General features: G+C 39.3%; 19 protein-coding genes. 12 read left to right on the top strand and 7 right to left on the bottom strand.

Translation table 11 applies throughout. The features are described 5' to 3' along the window. Nucleotides 1–7 precede the first annotated feature (7 nt). Nucleotides 8–1,279 carry a HAMP domain-containing sensor histidine kinase gene (locus AAC026_RS08575; protein ID WP_339697018.1) on the bottom strand — a complete coding sequence of 424 codons (1,272 nt, stop codon included), beginning with the start codon at nt 1,277–1,279 and terminating at the stop codon, nt 8–10. Continuing rightward, nucleotides 1,276–1,953 carry a response regulator transcription factor gene (locus tag AAC026_RS08570; protein ID WP_339697016.1) on the bottom strand — a complete coding sequence of 226 codons (678 nt, stop codon included), beginning with the start codon at nt 1,951–1,953 and terminating at the stop codon, nt 1,276–1,278. The genes AAC026_RS08575 and AAC026_RS08570 overlap by 4 nt, the downstream gene beginning before the upstream one ends. 181 nt (nt 1,954–2,134) lie before the next feature. Between AAC026_RS08570 and AAC026_RS08565 the strand changes: the two genes are divergently transcribed. Both AAC026_RS08565 and AAC026_RS08560 read left to right on the top strand, forming a co-directional pair. Further along, entirely contained in the window at nt 2,135–3,001 is an 867-nt protein-coding gene (locus AAC026_RS08565) for a hypothetical protein (RefSeq protein ID WP_339697014.1), read from the top strand. Nucleotides 3,002–3,163: 162 nt separating this feature from the next. Then, nucleotides 3,164–5,176, top strand: a complete 2,013-nt coding sequence (locus AAC026_RS08560) for a M13 family metallopeptidase (RefSeq protein ID WP_339697012.1) — start codon at nt 3,164–3,166, stop codon at nt 5,174–5,176. A 381-nt stretch (nt 5,177–5,557) separates the two neighbouring features. On the opposite strand, the gene AAC026_RS08555 is transcribed toward AAC026_RS08560, so the two are convergent. The 3 genes from AAC026_RS08555 to AAC026_RS08545 form a co-directional block, all read right to left on the bottom strand. Next, nucleotides 5,558–6,091 carry an AidA/PixA family protein gene (locus tag AAC026_RS08555; protein ID WP_339608726.1) on the bottom strand — a complete coding sequence of 178 codons (534 nt, stop codon included), beginning with the start codon at nt 6,089–6,091 and terminating at the stop codon, nt 5,558–5,560. Between the two features lie 525 nt (nt 6,092–6,616). Next, a complete protein-coding gene (locus AAC026_RS08550) occupies nt 6,617–7,315 on the bottom strand; it encodes a LytTR family DNA-binding domain-containing protein (RefSeq protein ID WP_339697010.1) in 699 nt (232 codons plus the stop codon). Continuing rightward, the gene (locus tag AAC026_RS08545; RefSeq protein ID WP_339697008.1) at nt 7,312–8,121 is read right to left on the bottom strand and encodes a histidine kinase; all 810 of its coding nucleotides are present in this window, start codon (nt 8,119–8,121) and stop codon (nt 7,312–7,314) included. The genes AAC026_RS08550 and AAC026_RS08545 overlap by 4 nt, the downstream gene beginning before the upstream one ends. Nucleotides 8,122–8,348: 227 nt before the next feature. On the opposite strand from AAC026_RS08545, the gene AAC026_RS08540 reads away from it, so the two are divergent. The 3 genes from AAC026_RS08540 to AAC026_RS08530 are packed head-to-tail and all read left to right on the top strand — an operon-like array spanning nt 8,349 to nt 10,540. Then, nucleotides 8,349–9,521, top strand: a complete 1,173-nt coding sequence (locus AAC026_RS08540; RefSeq protein ID WP_339697006.1) for a metallophosphoesterase — start codon at nt 8,349–8,351, stop codon at nt 9,519–9,521. Nucleotides 9,522–9,557: 36 nt separating this feature from the next. Next, a complete protein-coding gene (locus AAC026_RS08535) occupies nt 9,558–9,926 on the top strand; it encodes a DUF1801 domain-containing protein (protein WP_339697004.1) in 369 nt (122 codons plus the stop codon). Continuing rightward, nucleotides 9,923–10,540 carry a hypothetical protein gene (locus AAC026_RS08530; protein WP_339697002.1) on the top strand — a complete coding sequence of 206 codons (618 nt, stop codon included), beginning with the start codon at nt 9,923–9,925 and terminating at the stop codon, nt 10,538–10,540. Before AAC026_RS08535 ends, AAC026_RS08530 begins: the two co-directional genes overlap by 4 nt. Nucleotide 10,541: 1 nt before the next feature. Here AAC026_RS08530 and AAC026_RS08525 read toward each other — a convergent pair whose 3' ends face one another. Beyond that, a complete protein-coding gene (locus tag AAC026_RS08525) occupies nt 10,542–11,543 on the bottom strand; it encodes an XdhC family protein (protein ID WP_339697000.1) in 1,002 nt (333 codons plus the stop codon). 36 nt (nt 11,544–11,579) lie between these two features. Between AAC026_RS08525 and moaA the strand changes: the two genes are divergently transcribed. From moaA to AAC026_RS08500, 5 genes are read left to right on the top strand one after another with little or no spacing between them, the layout of a single operon-like run. Further along, nucleotides 11,580–12,560, top strand: coding sequence for a GTP 3',8-cyclase MoaA (moaA, locus tag AAC026_RS08520; protein ID WP_339696998.1), 981 nt, complete (start codon nt 11,580–11,582; stop codon nt 12,558–12,560). Nucleotides 12,561–12,569: 9 nt separating this feature from the next. Next, complete coding sequence (locus tag AAC026_RS08515) at nt 12,570–13,778, top strand: molybdopterin molybdotransferase MoeA (RefSeq protein ID WP_339696996.1); 1,209 nt, start codon at nt 12,570–12,572, stop codon at nt 13,776–13,778. A gap of 3 nt (nt 13,779–13,781) precedes the next feature. Continuing rightward, complete coding sequence (moaC, locus tag AAC026_RS08510; protein ID WP_339696994.1) at nt 13,782–14,258, top strand: cyclic pyranopterin monophosphate synthase MoaC; 477 nt, start codon at nt 13,782–13,784, stop codon at nt 14,256–14,258. Between the two features lie 53 nt (nt 14,259–14,311). Beyond that, nucleotides 14,312–14,566 (top strand): hypothetical protein, encoded by a 255-nt coding sequence (locus tag AAC026_RS08505; protein WP_339696992.1) that lies wholly within the window; start codon nt 14,312–14,314, stop codon nt 14,564–14,566. Then, nucleotides 14,566–15,627 (top strand): glycosyl hydrolase, encoded by a 1,062-nt coding sequence (locus tag AAC026_RS08500; RefSeq protein WP_339696990.1) that lies wholly within the window; start codon nt 14,566–14,568, stop codon nt 15,625–15,627. Before AAC026_RS08505 ends, AAC026_RS08500 begins: the two co-directional genes overlap by 1 nt. Before the next feature lie 8 nt (nt 15,628–15,635). On the opposite strand, the gene AAC026_RS08495 is transcribed toward AAC026_RS08500, so the two are convergent. Continuing rightward, the gene (locus AAC026_RS08495; protein WP_339608565.1) at nt 15,636–16,196 is read right to left on the bottom strand and encodes an acyl-CoA thioesterase; all 561 of its coding nucleotides are present in this window, start codon (nt 16,194–16,196) and stop codon (nt 15,636–15,638) included. A gap of 303 nt (nt 16,197–16,499) precedes the next feature. Here AAC026_RS08495 and AAC026_RS08490 point away from each other — a divergent pair, with 303 nt between their 5' ends. Together AAC026_RS08490 and AAC026_RS08485 are read left to right on the top strand one after the other, a co-directional pair. Continuing rightward, nucleotides 16,500–17,000, top strand: a complete 501-nt coding sequence (locus tag AAC026_RS08490) for a hypothetical protein (protein WP_339696988.1) — start codon at nt 16,500–16,502, stop codon at nt 16,998–17,000. A 107-nt stretch (nt 17,001–17,107) separates the two neighbouring features. Beyond that, a complete protein-coding gene (locus tag AAC026_RS08485) occupies nt 17,108–17,482 on the top strand; it encodes a hypothetical protein (protein ID WP_339608563.1) in 375 nt (124 codons plus the stop codon). The last annotated feature ends 31 nt before the right edge of the window (nt 17,483–17,513 follow it).

Genomic DNA, 17,513 nt, shown 5'->3' with positions numbered 1-17,513 from the left:
AAGGCTGTTATTCTTTTTTTAGGGAAGAAAGGTTGACAACGATCTGATGTTCGTCATTTCTGTTGGTGTATCGGATTTGGAGCCCTTGGCTATCGCAAGCCGTTTTTACTATGGCCAAACCCAAACCAATGGAATTGCTCGTGGACTTCCCTTTCTTAAATCGTTCAAAAAGGCTTTCGGCAGGCACCGTCAAAGGCTGGCCAGAATTGGTAATTGTTAATAAATCACCAATCAGCTCTATGCGTAAAAAGCCATTTTGGATATTGTGTTTAATGGCGTTACCAATCAGGTTTTGCAAAAGAATATCAACAATACTCTTATTAATGAAATAACGCTGGCTTGTTTCCGAAATCAAAACTTCCTCCTTCAGCATCAAAGCATCAGAGAAATCTTTAAAATCTTCCAACATCGCATTTATTTCCTTTTTTAAATCCACCAGTTCAACACTTGAAAATTGATGGTTTTCAAGCTTAGAAAGTAGCAACAGATTTTTATTGATTAGAGAAACACGTTGAAGCGCACTGCTCATTTTCTCAAGCCTCTGCTGTGCATCACCCTTTATGGTTTCATTTTCCGTTAGGATGTCCAAATTGCTTTTAATAATCGCAATTGGGTTTTGAGTTTCGTGGGCCGCGTTTTCGGTAAACTCCTTTAAACTGATAAAATCAGCGGCTATTTTATCCGTCACTTTTACTAATGTTTTGTTAAGAGTATCGAACTCTTCAATATCGGATTCGATTGGCTGAAAATGGTTTGAATGATTTAAGTCGTAACCTTGAAAGAGTTTGAGGTTTTGATAAAAGCTACCCCACAATTTCTTCGAAACAAAACGATTTACCCAAAACAAAGCCAGCAGAATAAGCACAAAGAGAACAGCCAAACTAAACATTCCCATGTACAAAATGTCCTCCTTTTCGATCAATGATCTTCTCACAGTAATTTTGTAACTCTGCCCATTAATCATTGCATAGTTGGTTAACTGCTTAAATGGCATAGGTTCCTCTTCAAGAGCATTATAAAGTAAGGTATCTGTATACACCAAGGTTGGCAAATAGCTTTCAGAAGGCTCAATTTTCAATTCATCGTTTACAGGAGGCAAAACAAGCACCTCGGCCAACTCTAGTTGTTTAACCCACTGATCTGACTCATACTGAAGTAACTCTGAAATTTCATGGTCAATAATCCGCTCATAGGTAAAGTAAAAAACGATACCTCCAACCAAAAAAATCGCCAAGGCCGAACCGATAAAGTATCTTCCAGATTTAACGAGTAACTTCACTGTTTTACAAATTTATAGCCCATACCATATACCGCATGAATGTATTTATAATCGCTGTGCTCGTTCAGTTTCTTCTTCAGGTTTTTGATTTGCGAATAAATGAAATCATAAGATTCAGCCATGTCCATAAAATCACCCCAAAGATGTTCAGCCAGTGCATTTTTTGAAATCACCCTTTTAGCATTAGTAATAAAGTATAGCAACAATTGATACTCCTTTTTGGTGAGAGTGACATGTTGAAGATTGACCGTAACTTCCTGACTTTCTGTATCAATACTAATATCTTGAAACTGAATTTCATTCTTCCCTTCAAAATTTCGTCTACGCAGTACTGACTTAATTCGTGCATTTAATTCAGGCAGATGGAATGGTTTGGTAAGGTAGTCATCTGCTCCTATATGCAATCCTTCCACTTTATCTTCCAGTGAATCTTTCGCAGAAATAATCACTACACCAGAAGTAAGATTGGCCTGTTTGAGTAATCGAATGACATCCAGTCCGCTACCATCGGGAAGTGTAATGTCTACCACTACGCAATCATATTCATACAACTCAATTTTTTCAGAGGCCTGCATAAAATCGGCAGCAATTTCACATACATTCCCCTCCTGTAAAAGGTAATGCTGAATGTTATCCGCTAACATGGTTTCATCTTCGACCAAAAGTATTTTCATATCAAAGGTAATGTGAGCAAGTTTAGTAGAACAAACGATATAATTTTGGCAAATCTAGGATTAGATTCTGTAGATATTTTGGCTTTCAGCATTGCTTCTTTCATATCGAGGTAGAACTACCTCCATAATTTTTGCATTACCGCAAGGTGCTTTACTATATTTGCAAGCTTAAATTAAGACAATGCGCCTCAGACAATTAGCCCGTAAACTCCAAGTCCAGCCCAAACATTTGATCAGTGTTTTATCAAAAAACGGACATGAGATTGAAAACGACCCTAATTTTAAACTGACCGAAGAACAGGAAAGTCTTATTCTTTCAATCGTTCCTGTACCTGCCGAAGAGAATATTACCGAAGACAAACCGACTCAAAAAGAAGAAATTGAAGCTGTTGAAGTCGTAGAGGAAATTATTGAAGAGGTAGAAACACCTACGGAAAAAATTATTACGCCTGAGGTAGTTAAAGAAGCACCAAAAGAAAAGCAACCCAAAGCAATAACACCTAAAGTAGAGGCGCCAAAAGTATATAGTTTAGAAAAAGAGGAGCAAGAAAAACACAAGGATATTGAATTAATAAAGGCACCTAAGCTAAAACTAGAGGGTTTAAAAGTTTTGGGTAAAATTGATTTACCTGAACCTAAAGTAAAAGAAAAGGCCAAAACAGAAGAGGCAGAAGAAACTACTGAAAAGCCAAGCCAGCGCAAACCTAGACAAAACAGAAATACTCCTACGCACGATCGTAAAAGACAAAATCAGCGCAGCAGACCCAACTCAGTTGAATTAGAAAGAAGAAAGGCCGAACAAGAAGCCAAGCGTAAAAAATTGGCTGAAGAAAAGCGTATTAAAGCGCTAAAAGAAAAGCACTACAAAGAAAAAGTTCAGGCCAAACTAAAAGCCACCGCACCAAAGAAAAAGAAGTCAAAGCCAGCAACTGCCCAAGCTACAGAACAACCTAAAAAAATCGCCAAAGCACCTGTTAAAAAGCAAACCCCTAAAAAAGGATTGCGCAGATTATGGGCGTGGCTCAATGGCGAATTGGATAAGTATTAGGTCTGTTCTGCCTTCCTTAATTACTTTTTAGTTTTAGAAGACCATCTGTCCCCTATTACACAGTAGGTTACTCCAATTGAATTAAAACGATTAGATTCACTGATCAATTTAATGATGGAGTGCGGTATCGTATTTATCCTCATTAGAAACCATAATAGACCTATGAAAAAACTACTTTACTTCTCGTTAGCTCTGATTACCCTTTCTTCTTGCAACAAGGAAAAAGAAGCAGAGACCAATAAATTCGATTTCGATGGAATCGATGAAAGCATCAAACCAGGAGATAACTTTTTCCTCCACGTCAACAAAACTTGGTACGATAACGCTGTAATTGCAGACGATCAATCAGGCGTTGGCTCTTATAGCTTTTTAAATATTCCTCAGAAAAAGCTCTTAGAAAACATATTAGAAGAAGTTTCTAGCGGAACCCACGAAAAAGGCAGTGCCGATCAAATGGTGGGTGACTTTTACAATTCTGGAATGAACACCACGCTGATCAACGAACGTGGCTTTGAACCTATTCAACCTTTGCTTGATCAAATCAACGCCATTAACTCCATTCCAGCAATGATGCAGTTTGTGGCCAATGAGTTTAAGTCAGGAAACGGTTCATTGATCAGTATGGGAGTTTCACCAGACGATGAAAACAGTAGCGTCAACATGTTGCATTTTGGTCAGACAGGTCTTGGTCTGCCCGACCGTGATTATTATTTTAAAACGGACGAACCTACCCTTGAAATCCAACAGGCCTATCAAGCGTATTTGACCAAGCTGTTTGAGTTAATAGGAAATGAGAATCCAGCTCAAAGCACCGCCACTGCTTATGACATAGAAAAGCAATTGGCGGAAGCGCATAAAACGCGTATCGAGCGTAGAAATGTAAAAGCCAACTATAACAAACTGGCTGTGGCAGATCTGAATAAGAATCAACCCAATATCGGTTGGTCCAAATTGTTAAATCATTTCGGTGCAGAAGCCGATTCTGTCGATATCGCTCAACCTGCCTATTATGCAAAACTGAACACCATGCTTCCTTCCGTTCCTTTAGAGGATTGGAAAACCTATTTAAAAGCGAATGTATTGACCAATTATGCTGATATCTTAAGTGAGCCTTTTGAAACCGCAGCTTTCGAATACTCAAAAACCATCTCTGGGCAAGCGGTTAAACAATCGCGCGCTCAAATCATGGTGAATAAAGTGGACAGACAACTGGGTTTTGCGCTGGGGCAATTGTACGTAGCACGATATTTCAATGAAGATGCGAAAACTAGGGTTGCTGATTTGGTCAACAATCTGCAGAAAGCCTTTGAAACTAGAATCAATCAACTGGACTGGATGAGTGATGTCACAAAGGTTCAGGCGAAAGAGAAATTATACGCGATTACTAAGAAGGTAGGATACCCAGATGTTTGGAGAGACTACGGGAATGTAAACATAGATAAGGACAAGTACTTTGAGAATGTAGTGGCGTTGAGACAAAACGACTATCAATATGGATTAGATAAGTTGCATAAAGCTCCCAACAAAGATGAATGGGGTACAACGCCATCAACGGTAACCGCCTACTATAACCCTTCTCAGAATGAGATTGTGTTTCCGGCAGGCATTTTACAGTTCCCTTACTTTGACTTACAAGCCGATGACGCCATTAATTATGGTGGAATTGGAATGGTCATCGGCCACGAATTGACCCACGCCTTTGACGATCAAGGCGCTCAATTTGATAAAGATGGAAATGTAAAAAACTGGTGGACGGACGAAGATTATGAGAAATTCCAAGCTAAAACACAGCAGGTGATTGACCGATACAGCTCCTATACTGTGTTGGACAGTTTGCATTTAAAAGGCGCATTGTCGGTTGGGGAAAACACGGCTGATAATGGTGGGATTTCAATTGCTTATGAAGCCTTTAAGTTAACCAAGCAAGGACAAGACACAGTAAAGATTGGCGGATATACACCCGACCAACGTTTCTTTATGTCCATTGCCCGTATTTGGCGTGTTAAAACCCGAGACGAGTACTTACGCAATTATGTAAAAACCAATTCCCATTCTCCACCAATGTGGCGTGTAAACGGCCCATTAATGAACTTCACTCCTTTTTACGAAGCATTTGATGTTCAGCCTGGTGATGCCAATTACAAACCTGTAGAAGAAAGAATCAAGATTTGGTAAAAGACTTAATGTACTAATTAGAAGAGCTGTGCACTGTAAGTTCACGGCTCTTTTTACCTTACTTTCTCGTCCTGACTTGAGTTTCTCTCTTATTTTGCCGCACCAACAAATCTACTTTTAGCTTATTCTTTAGCGGTTTAAGAAATCATCCCTCTGAAAATCCTGCGAAGGGTAAATGGATGTTTGCTAACGTTTTCATCCGATACTGTTAGCAACTTTTTTCACTACCTGAAGAAGGAAACCTCTAATTCAAATTCTCAAAACATATTTAGCCTCCCTTTTGAAATAGATAACAGTCTGTCAATTACAATTCCAATACATGCAGAAATTATCATTTTTCACAAAATGGCACACGCTAAAAACGTGTGCCATTAAGTTAGATTAATTTACATTGATGAACGGATCCCACATAAAATACCCAATGGTATTACCTGTGCTATTGTCAACCAATACAAATGAAAGCGTATACTGGATCTTAAGACCAATTTTCAAAATTGTCCCGGTAACTGTACTTACTTGATTAACAAACTTTGTAGGTGTAGTTGAAGCAGGGTTCCCGGTCCCCAAATAGGCGTAAGCTTCACCGGAAGCATAGCTCAAGGGTGTGTTTATAGCATTTGCTGGGTTAAACGATGCTGCATATAAAAATGGAGTTTGATCAAAGTTATTGTCAAACGTTGTTATAGCCCATTCTACGCTATCACCTCCATTTGCACTAATTTGCAACTCAGAATCTCCTTGAGTACCGTTACTCACCATACTGTTAGGCGCTATCATAGATACATAGACATCTGATGTACCATAAGAACCTAAATTTGTTGGTGAATTTGCTGAGCCAGGCTTGATTGAACCATCGGCTACCTGCTGTGCTAGTTTAGCACCATCTACTGCGATTAAAACATTAATTGTTGACATACGATTTTTGTTTAATATGACTTTCCTACTTTTAAAATAGGCTTTCGGAAAACGCCTTTGTAATCAAAAACCAATCGTAGCTACTTAATCGAATAAGTTTGTCTTTAATTACATTACAAATATTCAAATAGTATATCATTTATAGATACCACTAAATAGGTATTATTAATAACAGTTAATTATTTGCTTAAAAAATATTAAATATTGTTTTATACTGTTTTTAATAAAAGCAGATTGACTATACTTCAAGGCGTGCGTCACTCTTTTATTCTTACAAGCCATCGGTTACGACAAAGCGTTGGAGATAAATCTGATGAAGCTAAAACGGATGTTAGCTGATGGTTATGTTCAACTCCATTACTCATCAGTCGTATTCTACTGAGAAGATAGCAGCGAGTTGAAATTCTTGAAACACTACATGGAGCTGTTTGAATAACTATGATAGCTTGTTGATACAACTCTAAGAAAGGACAAAAATGACCATCACAGTTTGTGACAATACCAACAAAGGCAAAAAGATGCTTATCACTCCAACAACTTAAGCACATTTGCGCGGTATAATTTGCCAATTGGTACAGTATGTCCAGCCAATTGAATTCTGTTGCCTTCCACACTAACAATATGGAGCTTGGCAACAACAAAAGATTTATGCACCTGAATAAAATCAGAGGAAGCAAGTCGCGCTAATAAATCTGAGATTTTCTCTCTGACCAATAGCGTGTTATCTCTTAAAACTACCTTGGCATAATTGCCTGCGGCTTCAATATAGAGCACATCTGTCACCTTCACTTGAACATGTTTCTTATCACTGTAAAGAAAGATATGTTCGGGCTGGATGTTTTCTGCTTGTAGGTTGACTGGAGGAACAGTTGTTTTCACCTGAGTAGCTTTGTTTACTGCCTTTAAAAAGCGTTCAAAACCAAAAGGCTTTAAGAGGTAATCAGCAATTTCTAACTCATAACCTTCGAGTGCATATTCCCTATAAGCAGTCGTAACAATCACTTTGGGTGGATGGGTAAGCGTTTTCAGAAAATCGAAGCCCTTCAATTTGGGCATATTCAAATCCAGAAAAATTAAGTCGACTGTGTTTTCCCTCATGCAGTCGAGGGCTTCTAAAGCATCATAGCAATGTTTGACCAGTGACATATTCGGTAGCATATCACAATAGCCCTTGATAATCTCATGGGCCATGTGTTCATCGTCTATGATCAGGTATTTAATCATTTTCGCAATTGCAGTTGAGCCTTGAAGACTGAGTTTTCATTAGTAAATATGAGCTCATGCTTTTTAACATAAGCCAATTCTAGCCTACGTTTTAGGTTTTTCAAACCAATTCCGCTTTGCTCTGGAAGTTCATCGGCATCAAAATTATTTTCAATTTCAAAATCCACCACGTCCCTTTTTGAGTTTAACCGAATCTTGATAAAGGCATTCTCTCTGAGGTTTTCTACCCCATGTTTGAACGCGTTCTCTAATAAAATAATGAAGATTAAAGGCATTACTTTAGTCTCTTCATCATCAATATCGGTATTGAATTCTATGTCAATGCTTTTATGATAACGCATTTTATGAAGTTCAATATAGTTCTTTAAATAAGCGACTTCCTCTTTCAGTGACACTAGGCGCTTCTCCCCTTCATAAATACTGTAGCGCATCAAGTCGGATAGTTTTAGAATCAGCTGTTTAGATTTATCGATATCCTTGTCCACCATGCCGTACAGATTATTCAGCATGTTAAAAAAGAAGTGTGGGTTTACTTGACTCTGCAAATGGAGTAACTCGTTCTTTGTGTTTTCATGCTTCAACTTCAACACAGATTTCACCTGCATAATGATCCAGATGATTCCAGCCACGAGCAGAATGGCATAGTAGATAATCACGATAATGCTCAAAGCAGGTGGGTAATCACCCAGAAAAATTACAGACTCTTTCCCACCTATCGTCAATTCATAGGCAGTAATTCCCAAAGGAATGGCCACCGTAATAAAGATTACAATTTTAGCTAAGAGCCAATTATTTCGTTTCAGCATTGAAATCATTTTGAAAAATAAGAAGCTTGAAATGAAACACAGTCAAAATGTGATGAACATTCATTTTTCAGGGGCATACAACCAGCTAAACACAGAGAACACCTTCGTAGCCACTCCAGAATATTACGTCCCCAAACTCACTACACTTGTCACATAAATTTAAGTAGCATTTCCCTTTAGTAGATATTTACCGACCAGAAACCGAATATCCATTAAAGTTTATCAAGATGAAAAAAAGAATTTTCCGCTACTTAAAACACGTATCCCTCACCTTTTTAGTCCTCGCATTGCTCGCTATTGCATTTGGTTTATACCATGGCGCAAGTGCAAGTTATGGGCACAATCCATTGAGCATGTCTTTTGATGGCGAAGGCCCTTACGTTTTTTACAAAAACGATAGTACCCTGAATGTTAACTATATAAAAGGAAATAAAGACGATGGTTTCTATTTGGACCAAGCAGATTATTCTACCACAGAAGCAATCCCTGTCAGTTCCTTTTTCGCCTTGGACGCTACAACATTCAATTTTACGGTCAAGGCCGATTTTGAAACCCCGAAAAGCACTTATAACGATGGCAGTCCTATCCTCGCCATTTCTGATCTAGAGAGTGGCTATAAAACCTTTCGTGATTTTCTCATTAACAACAAGGTGATCGATCAAAACCTCAACTGGACATTTGGGAAAGGGCATTTAGTATTGGTAGGCGATTTTGTAGACAGAGGTTTTTCTACCACGCAACTGCTTTGGTTCATCTATAAACTAGAGCAAGACGCAGAAAAACAGGGTGGCAATGTGCATTTCATTATTGGCAACCATGAGTTAAAAAACATGCATGGCGACTATGAGGCCACAGAGCTTAAATACACCTATGTAGCGGCTATGCTAGGGAAAACACAAGCCAATTTATATGATTCCAATTCGGTTTTGGGGAAATGGATGGCCAGTAAAAATGTGATCGAATCCATTAACGGAAACCTCTTTGCCCATGGTGGCTTGCATCCAGACATCGTCAACCTCGGTATGTCATTGGATGAAATCAATGACTTTCTAAGGGCTAATTACCATACCGCCCCTTACCCGAAAGCCATCAAAAGTAAAACTGACCTTTTGCTCTCTACAAAAACAGGAATTTGCTGGTACCGTGGTTATTTCAAAGAAGACTTAACACAAGAAGATGTCGAAAAACCTTTGACTCAATTCAATGCCAAAGCCATTATCGTTGGCCATACGCTTCAGTCGAAAGTAAAAAGCTTTTACAAAGGGAAAGTGATTGGAATTGATGTGAAGCACCCAAAAGACTACCATAAAAACTGGCCTAGCAAAGACTCTGAAGGATTGCTTATAGAGGGTAATCAGTATTACCGAGTTTTTGATAATGGTGAAAAGGAAGGCCTATAGAATGTAGAAATTTAAAAAGTATTTTTACCTTAAAACATGATCAGTGATTTTGATAGTTATTATTTAAACAAAGAAGAGCCAAACAAAAGTTGTTTATTGGCTCTAAGAAGCCTTATTCTTAATCAGGGAAATGAAGTTACCGAAACTAAAAAGTACGGAATGCCTTGCTTCTGTTTTAAGAAGAAGATGTTTTGCTATCTGTGGACTGATAAAAAAACGGACGAACCCTATATTCTTTTTGTGGAAGGAAAACTATTAGATCACCCAAAGTTAGAAACCGGCACACGTTCTAGGATGAAAATTTTCAGAGTGAACCCCAATAAAGATTTGCCTAAAGACACCATAGAAATGCTTCTGAACTCTGCATTGGGTATATATAGAAAGGGAATAATTAAGACCAAATGAAGTTTAATCAGCCAGCCTACCCTACTGTCTATTTCAGTGAAAACATTTGGGTAAAGTGTCCAAAGTGTTCCGAACCTGCTTTGGTGCATTCCGAACCAAGAAAGTACAGCATCCCTTTCCCTTCAAATCATCAATCGAAATGCACTTGTAGTTCTTGTGGATTTCATCAATCTGGAAATGACCAATGGGCTGGTTATTTACAAGGTTTTGTAAATCAAAGCTGTGGCCATTGTGGTACGAAAGTTTGCCATCCCACAGAACCCACAAAAAAACCTTTTCCAAACACAAAGGTAACTTGCGAAATCTGTCAGCAAACGAGAGAATATGAGCTTGCATGGTACCGGTACAGGTCCGATAAACCTACCGACCCCTATTTTGGCTTCGACCTTTGGCTGCAAGTTGATATTAAACAAAATGTACTGTGGTTTTATAACCTCAAACACCTTAACTACTTAAGGGACTATGTAAGCGCAAAACTAAGAGAAGACAACGGTCGACATAAATACTCCATGATTACCAACCTTCCGCAATGGGTCAAGTCCTCTAAAAACCGTGATTTGATTGTAAAAAAGCTAAATAAATTGGAAGAAGACTTTATAAAGAAAACGGCTTAGCTTACTTCCCATTCTTCACCTTAATCACCTCTGCCATTACACTAAGAGCGATTTCTCTAGGTAATTTAGAGCCAATATCGATTCCAATTGGGGCATGAATGCTATCTACTTCTTCGGAACTAAACCCATATTCTTTTAACCTTTCTACACGCTTGGCATGGGTCTTTCTGCTGCCCAAAGCACCAATATAAGCCACATCAGACTTTAGTAGAATTTTCAAAGCCTCGTCATCTATTTTCGGGTCGTGAGAAAGAATTACGGCATAAGTATTTTTATCCAATTTTAAGTGAGGCAATACTTCCTGAGGCCATTGTACATGGATGGTTTGCGGTTTTACCTTATACTGGGTTTTGCTTGCAAAAGTAGCTCTAGGGTCAATTAACAGGGTTTCGAAACCAAACATATGCGCCAGCTCTGTCAGCTCTACGGTAATATGTGCAGAACCGATCAGTAACATGACAGGCTTTTTCGGAAACACCTGAACGAAATGATTCCCTGAACTTAACGCTTTGCTGTCTCCTTCATGGAAGGCCTGCTCCAGTTCAGGCAAAAGGGATTTTTCAAAAGTGGCTCCAGTGTTTTCTCCGTTGGCTTTGATGATGGAATACTGAGGGTTTTCTTCCAAAGTAGACAAAAGCATAAAGCCTTCGTCTTGATTTAAAAGTTCATCTATAATAGTCCAAATGGCTTCGGGATAAAAAGGTTGAACAAACACATCCAATGCTCCACCGCAGCTCAAACCTACTTCCCAAGCGTCAGCATCGGAAATACCAAAATGAAGCACTTCAGCCTTCTGGCTTTTAATAATTTCGACTGCCTTTTTCACTACAGCGCCCTCCACACAACCACCGCTCACCGAGCCCGTCATTTCTCCATTTTCAGAAATAATCAATGCAGAGCCCACTAGCCTTGGTGAACTTTTCCATGTATTGATTACCGAAGCTATGGCAAGAGTTTGCCCTTCTCTGTTTAATTTGCGTATACTTGAAATTATATCAATCATTGCTGGCCATTATTCACCCTAAAAACGAAGATACACTTGCTTTACGATAATCACGGCAGACAACTCAGATATTTGAGATTAGGAGTAACTGAAAGGTGCAACCTGCGCTGCTTTTATTGTATGCCCGAAGAAGGACTGAATTTCAGCCATCGAAGCCAAATTCTTTCTTTCGAAGAAATGGAAAGGCTGACGCGCATTCTGGCAGAAATGGGCATCAATAAGGTAAGGATTACGGGTGGTGAACCTTTCGTTCGTAAGGACATAATGGAATTGATTGAAACCATCAGCACCATTGAGGGCATTGATTCCGTAAACATTACTACCAACGGAACCAGCTTAACTGAGCATTTACCCAAACTCAAAGCGATTGGGATTGATGCGATCAACCTTAGCCTTGATTGCTTGGATAAAGAGCGGTTTCTAAAAATCACAAGAAGAGACGAATTTGATCAGGTAATGGATTCGTTTCATGCGCTGATGGACTCAGGAATTACAACCAAAATCAATATGGTGGTAATGGAAGAGCACAATATTAATGACATCATTCCTATGTGCGAACTCACTTTACAGCACAAGGTAAGCGTTCGTTTTATTGAAGAAATGCCTTTCAACGGAGGTGGAAAGAAGTTCACGTCAATCACCTGGAATGCCCGTCAAATTCTCGCGCATATTCAAGGCCATTACCCTAATGTTGAAAAACTTCCTGATCCAGAAAGTTCCACTTCACTCAATTATCAATTACCGAATGCCAAAGGAAGTTTCGGAATTATTCCAGCCTATACACGTACCATTTGCCATTCCTGCGACAGAATAAGGTTAACGCCAAAAGGTGAACTAAAAACCTGTCTTTACGATGGTGGTAGCTTCAGTTTTAGAGATTTTATGCGGGCTGGTGCTACGGATGAAGAAATTAGAAATCAATTCAGAACGCTGTTCAATAACAGAGCAAAAGACGGGTTCGAAGCCCAACAAAAATCATCAAATCCTTTTGAATCAATGGCCACCATTGGCGGATAAAATCACCTTATGGAATTCATTCAGTTTACAGAAGCACTTAATATTGTTAAAAGTCACCCTTTCGTTCCTTTGGTTAAACAAAGAGAATTGAAGGACTGTGTAGGTCTAATTTTAAACGAAGACCTCAAAGCCGATCGTCCCTTCCCTCCTTTTGACCGAGTAACAATGGACGGAATTGCCATTGCCTTTTCCGAGTTTGAAAAAGGGCAACGTAGCTTTAAAATCGAAAAAACTATTCCGGCAGGCACACCAGAATACACCGTCAAGAATACAGCTAAATGTGTCCAGATTATGACGGGTGCTATGATGCCCATCGGTCTCGATACCGTTATTCGTTATGAAGACATAACGATTACAGATGATACGGCAACCGTTAATATTGAAACGGTTAAGCCTCAACAAAACGTCCATTTCAAGGGAATGGATAAACAATCGGGTGATATCCTTCTTAAAAAAGGAATTCGATTAGGTGCTCCTGAAATGAATATTTCAGCAGCCATTGGAAAGGCTGAACTTTCGGTACTTATTCTACCCAAAGCTGTAATCATCACCACTGGCGATGAATTAGTGCCTATAGAAACCACACCTGAAGCGCATCAAATTAGAAGGTCTGGCAATTACGGAGTTCAGGCCTTACTCAATCAATATGGCATAGAAACCTCCATGCATCATATGAATGACAACAAGGCTGTGATGAAAGAAGATTTGGCAGCCTTGATCGAAACCTATCAATGCATTGTTTTATCGGGTGGTGTGTCGAAGGGAAAGTTTGACTATCTGCCTGAAATTTTAGAGGAACTGGGAGTTCAGAAGCATTTTCACAAAGTAAATCAGCGACCAGGAAAGCCTTTTTGGTTTGGTACTGCACCCAATGGAACCACCATTTTTGCCTTGCCAGGCAATCCAGTTTCTTCATTTATGTGCACCTCGGTATATATTCAAGCCTGGGTAAATGCTTCGCTGAAAGTTGAATCAAAAAACATTAAAGTTAAACTCAATAAAGAAGTCAATTTCCCTCCCCCACTTACCTACTTTTTAGAATGCGCCATTGCCATTGATGAAAACGGAACCTTAACGGCTTCACCATTTATCGGACATGGATCGGGAGATTTCGCTAATCTTGCTGTGGCCGATGGTTTTGTAATTCTTCCTGCTGAAAAGTCGGTTTTCAAAGCAGGAGAAGTCTATGATTTTGTACCTTTTAGAAATCTGTTTTAAATCATGAGCAAAGAATTCACCCATATAGATCGGAATAAGCCCACCATGGTAGATGTTGGCGATAAAGCGGAGACCAAACGTACCGCCATTGCTCAAAGCATTGTCCAACTGCCAGAAGAAATGAAGGCTCATATTGCTGAAGGTGAAATCAAAACTTTAAAAGGCCCTGTTTTTCAAACCGCTATTATTGCCGGCATTCAAGGAGCAAAGAGAACTTCAGAATTGATTCCACTTTGCCATAATCTGCCCTTGAGCAAAGTTGAAATTGACATTAAACTGTTAGAAAATCTTCAGGTTGAAATTACCTGTGAAGCCAGAACCTTTGGGAAAACTGGGGTTGAAATGGAGGCTTTGACAGGCGCTTCAGTGGCTGCCTTAACGGTTTATGATATGTGCAAAGCATTTTCTCATAATATCGAAATTGAAAACACCCGTTTGATCAAAAAGACAGGCGGGAAAAGTGATTTTGGTCAAGCTTAACTTTGAATTGAATTCTTACAGATTTTAATAGCTTTGAGCTTATGCCTCATGTAATGTTTACATCTACCCTCAAAACCTTCTTCCCTAACTTAAAGGAAGAATACATTGAAGCGGACAGCATTGAAACACTTCTTTCGGAACTAGAGAAAAAACACCAAGGAATACAAGGTTATTTGGTTGACGAAAAAGGTCAGATCAGAGAACACGTTAAGTTCTATATTGACGATGAACCTTATGATGAGAAGGCACATTCAGCACTACCAAAATCGGCTCAGATTCACATAATACAAGCCATATCAGGAGGATAATGAAGTTAGCAGTAGGCACAGACAAGGGCTTGCTTATTTTCAAGCAAGCAGTAAACAGCGAATGGGTTTTGGCCGACATTCACTTTATAGGAATGCCTATTGGTGCTTTTCATACCGATAAAAATCAACATTGGTGGGTAGCGATCAACCACAAACACTGGGGGCCAAAGGTTTATGTTTCAGCAAACATGGGTGAAACCTTTACTGAAGTGAGCAGCCCCAAATTTTCAACAGAAAGCCCCTTTACACTCAAATCCATTTGGACGATTGAATCTCAAAATATTGGCAATATTCAACGTCTCTATCTTGGTGCTGAACCCGCTGCCTTATTTTATTCTGATGATTTAGGCAAAAGTTGGAACGAAATGAATGGCCTCAGCAACCACCCTTCTCGCGCCAGTTGGCAAGGCGGTGGAAAAGGAAGCAACTCCCCATTTTTACATACCGTTCTTTCCAGCTTAGAAAATAAAGACCATTTAATCGTAGGCATTAGCTGTGCTGGCGTTTTTCAAACTTTTAATGACGGCATTACTTGGCAACCGACCAATACGGGACTCAAAGCTTTCTTTTTACCCAATACAGAAAGCGTAGTAGGCCACGATCCGCATACGATTTGTCAATCAAAAACAAACCCCAATGTGCTTTGGCAACAAAACCATTGTGGAATCTATCGCTCTGAAGACCTCGGGAAAACTTGGCAAGACATTACTGACCAGAATGAGAAAGCAGTGTATGGTTTTGCGATGGTCATTGCGGAAGACAATGATTATGAAGCTTGGGTAATTCCAGCACAAAGCGATCATTTAAGGATTCCACATGAGCAAAAACTAGCCGTTTATTATACAAAAGATGCTGGGAAAAACTGGGAGTCGCTCGAAAATGGACTTCCTAACCCCGCTTTTGATTTGGTTTTGCGCGATGCAATGGACGTTAAGGGTGATGCTTTGGCTTTCGGCACCAATAATGGCAACCTCTATACCTCAATGGACAAAGGCCAGCATTGGACAACCATAAGTCAGAACTTGAGTGCGGTACGGTGTGTAGCTTTTATTTCTGAATAGAATCGAGCTTAAGTCCCTTGTATCTGGCAGTTCTGGTCCTTTAACAATTCTTCGATACGATTCAAGTCTAAGCTATCCACAGTGTTTTTGAAGTTGGCCTTGTATTCTTGTACTAACTCCTTTCTTTTCATGGCCTCTAAAAAGCGTCTCATGTCCTCTCTGGTTTCTAAAATTAATCCTGGGACTGGTATAGCCTTTTTAGAAGTTGCATCTAACCGTACCATGGTAAAATAAGAAGAATTGGTATGTCTCACTTCTCCTGTAATAATACTCTCCGCTTCAACCCTTATTCCTACAGTAACAGAAGATGTACCGACATGATTTACAGAAGCATGTAAATGCACCAAATCGCCCACCTCAACAGGTGCTAAAAAATCAACTACATTCATCGAAGCAGTAACACAATATCCACCTGCATGTTTAGCAGAACAAGCATAAGCTACCTTATCCATCAAAGACAGAATGGTACCTCCATGTATCTTGCCTCCAAAATTGGCATAAGATGGAATCATTAATTCCGTAATGAGGGTCTTTGAATAGTTAACGGTGCGATAGATTGATTTTTCCATATAAGCAGTATACTGAGTTAGGCTAAAGATGACAAAAGTTTTTATATCAGGTAGTATCTATTTTGGCTTTTCGAAACGAAATTCGATAACAGAGGCTTAAGTTTTTGGGTAAAACCCTCTAAAATAACAATTTATTTACTGTTATTTAATTCAAACCTATTGCAGATTCTGTAAAATGCGAGACTATTCGTATATTGCGGCATATCTGCGCAAATGAGACTCCTGAAATTTATTCCTTTTTGTTTTTTTATAATCCTGTGTGTTAGCTGTAATGCTCAAGACAATAGGGCCGATCAAATTAAAATGGCGTTGTTGGCAGCTCCTGTTGAAGTGAGAGATGGTGCTCATGTTTATGGATTTGACAATGACGGAAAGTTCATCACATTGCGTGAAGGAACCAATGGTTTCATTGTTCGTTCTGACGATCCCAATCAAGAAGGCTTTGAAGTAGTATGTTATGGAGTTGATGCCGAACCTTTTATGGCCCGTGGGCGTGATTTAAAATCGAAAGGAAAAGGCCGAGGAGAAATACTGAATATAAGAGAAGAAGAAGCAGAGGCCGGCACCTTAAAAATGCCTAATTACGGTTCTGTGCTTCATATTTATTATGGCAAAGATGCCAAATACAATCCTGAAACGGAAGAAATTGAAGGCGCAAGTTATAGATATGTGATCTATACACCGAATGCCACTCAGGCCTCTACAGGCTTACCTCTAAGACCTAATGGCCCAGGCCATCCGTGGTTGATGTTTCCTGGAACACACCGGGCTCATATAATGATTACCCCTCCTGAGGGAAACTAAAATCTATAGAATTTACATAAAGTAGGGCTCGATGAGCATGATTCAACACCCTGCTTTTTTGAAATATTTTGTTTAATTGAACGGATTTCTAATCCAAAAAAGAAGTTATGACAGCAGAATCTAAAGGTTCAAAGTACGATGAGAAAATTGAAGAAGTAATTAGCAAGCTTTTGCGCAGAGGTTACACTGACATAAAAGCTACTATTGAACCTTATGAAGTACCTGCAAGTATCGTAGGCCAAAATCACGAGTCTGAATTGATTCCAGATATTACTGGTGAAAAATGGGGTGGAAAAGGATACTTCGAAATTTCTAAAAAAGATGTTGACCCAAGCGAATTGGCCAGTAAATGGAAGGTGCTTGAGTTATTGGCTAAAATGAAAAGTGGTGAATTCCAGATTTATGTTCCTCACGGTAGCATGCAGTTTACACAACGAATTATAGACAAGTATAACATTCAAGCCGAGCTTGTGAAAATCTAAATTGACTTTGAGTAGATCAACTCGAAAGAGC

Source organism: uncultured Roseivirga sp. (genome assembly GCF_963973945.1).
Classification (GTDB): Bacteria; Bacteroidota; Bacteroidia; order Cytophagales; family Cyclobacteriaceae; genus Roseivirga.
This window is presented reverse-complemented; position numbering and strand designations above follow the sequence as displayed.

What these genes read in the sequence shown, in the direction of transcription:
- AAC026_RS08570 (WP_339697016.1), bottom strand. Translation starts at nt 1,953, where the DNA reads ATGAAAATACTTTTGGTCGAAGATGAAACCATGTTAGCGGATAACATT.
- AAC026_RS08565 (WP_339697014.1), top strand. Translation starts at nt 2,135, where the DNA reads ATGCGCCTCAGACAATTAGCCCGTAAACTCCAAGTCCAGCCCAAACAT.
- AAC026_RS08560 (WP_339697012.1), top strand. Translation starts at nt 3,164, where the DNA reads ATGAAAAAACTACTTTACTTCTCGTTAGCTCTGATTACCCTTTCTTCT.
- AAC026_RS08555 (WP_339608726.1), bottom strand. Translation starts at nt 6,091, where the DNA reads ATGTCAACAATTAATGTTTTAATCGCAGTAGATGGTGCTAAACTAGCA.
- AAC026_RS08550 (WP_339697010.1), bottom strand. Translation starts at nt 7,315, where the DNA reads ATGATTAAATACCTGATCATAGACGATGAACACATGGCCCATGAGATT.
- AAC026_RS08545 (WP_339697008.1), bottom strand. Translation starts at nt 8,121, where the DNA reads ATGCTGAAACGAAATAATTGGCTCTTAGCTAAAATTGTAATCTTTATT.
- AAC026_RS08540 (WP_339697006.1), top strand. Translation starts at nt 8,349, where the DNA reads ATGAAAAAAAGAATTTTCCGCTACTTAAAACACGTATCCCTCACCTTT.
- AAC026_RS08535 (WP_339697004.1), top strand. Translation starts at nt 9,558, where the DNA reads ATGATCAGTGATTTTGATAGTTATTATTTAAACAAAGAAGAGCCAAAC.
- AAC026_RS08530 (WP_339697002.1), top strand. Translation starts at nt 9,923, where the DNA reads ATGAAGTTTAATCAGCCAGCCTACCCTACTGTCTATTTCAGTGAAAAC.
- AAC026_RS08525 (WP_339697000.1), bottom strand. Translation starts at nt 11,543, where the DNA reads ATGATTGATATAATTTCAAGTATACGCAAATTAAACAGAGAAGGGCAA.
- AAC026_RS08515 (WP_339696996.1), top strand. Translation starts at nt 12,570, where the DNA reads ATGGAATTCATTCAGTTTACAGAAGCACTTAATATTGTTAAAAGTCAC.
- moaC (WP_339696994.1), top strand. Translation starts at nt 13,782, where the DNA reads ATGAGCAAAGAATTCACCCATATAGATCGGAATAAGCCCACCATGGTA.
- AAC026_RS08505 (WP_339696992.1), top strand. Translation starts at nt 14,312, where the DNA reads ATGTTTACATCTACCCTCAAAACCTTCTTCCCTAACTTAAAGGAAGAA.
- AAC026_RS08500 (WP_339696990.1), top strand. Translation starts at nt 14,566, where the DNA reads ATGAAGTTAGCAGTAGGCACAGACAAGGGCTTGCTTATTTTCAAGCAA.
- AAC026_RS08495 (WP_339608565.1), bottom strand. Translation starts at nt 16,196, where the DNA reads ATGGAAAAATCAATCTATCGCACCGTTAACTATTCAAAGACCCTCATT.
- AAC026_RS08490 (WP_339696988.1), top strand. Translation starts at nt 16,500, where the DNA reads ATGGCGTTGTTGGCAGCTCCTGTTGAAGTGAGAGATGGTGCTCATGTT.
- AAC026_RS08485 (WP_339608563.1), top strand. Translation starts at nt 17,108, where the DNA reads ATGACAGCAGAATCTAAAGGTTCAAAGTACGATGAGAAAATTGAAGAA.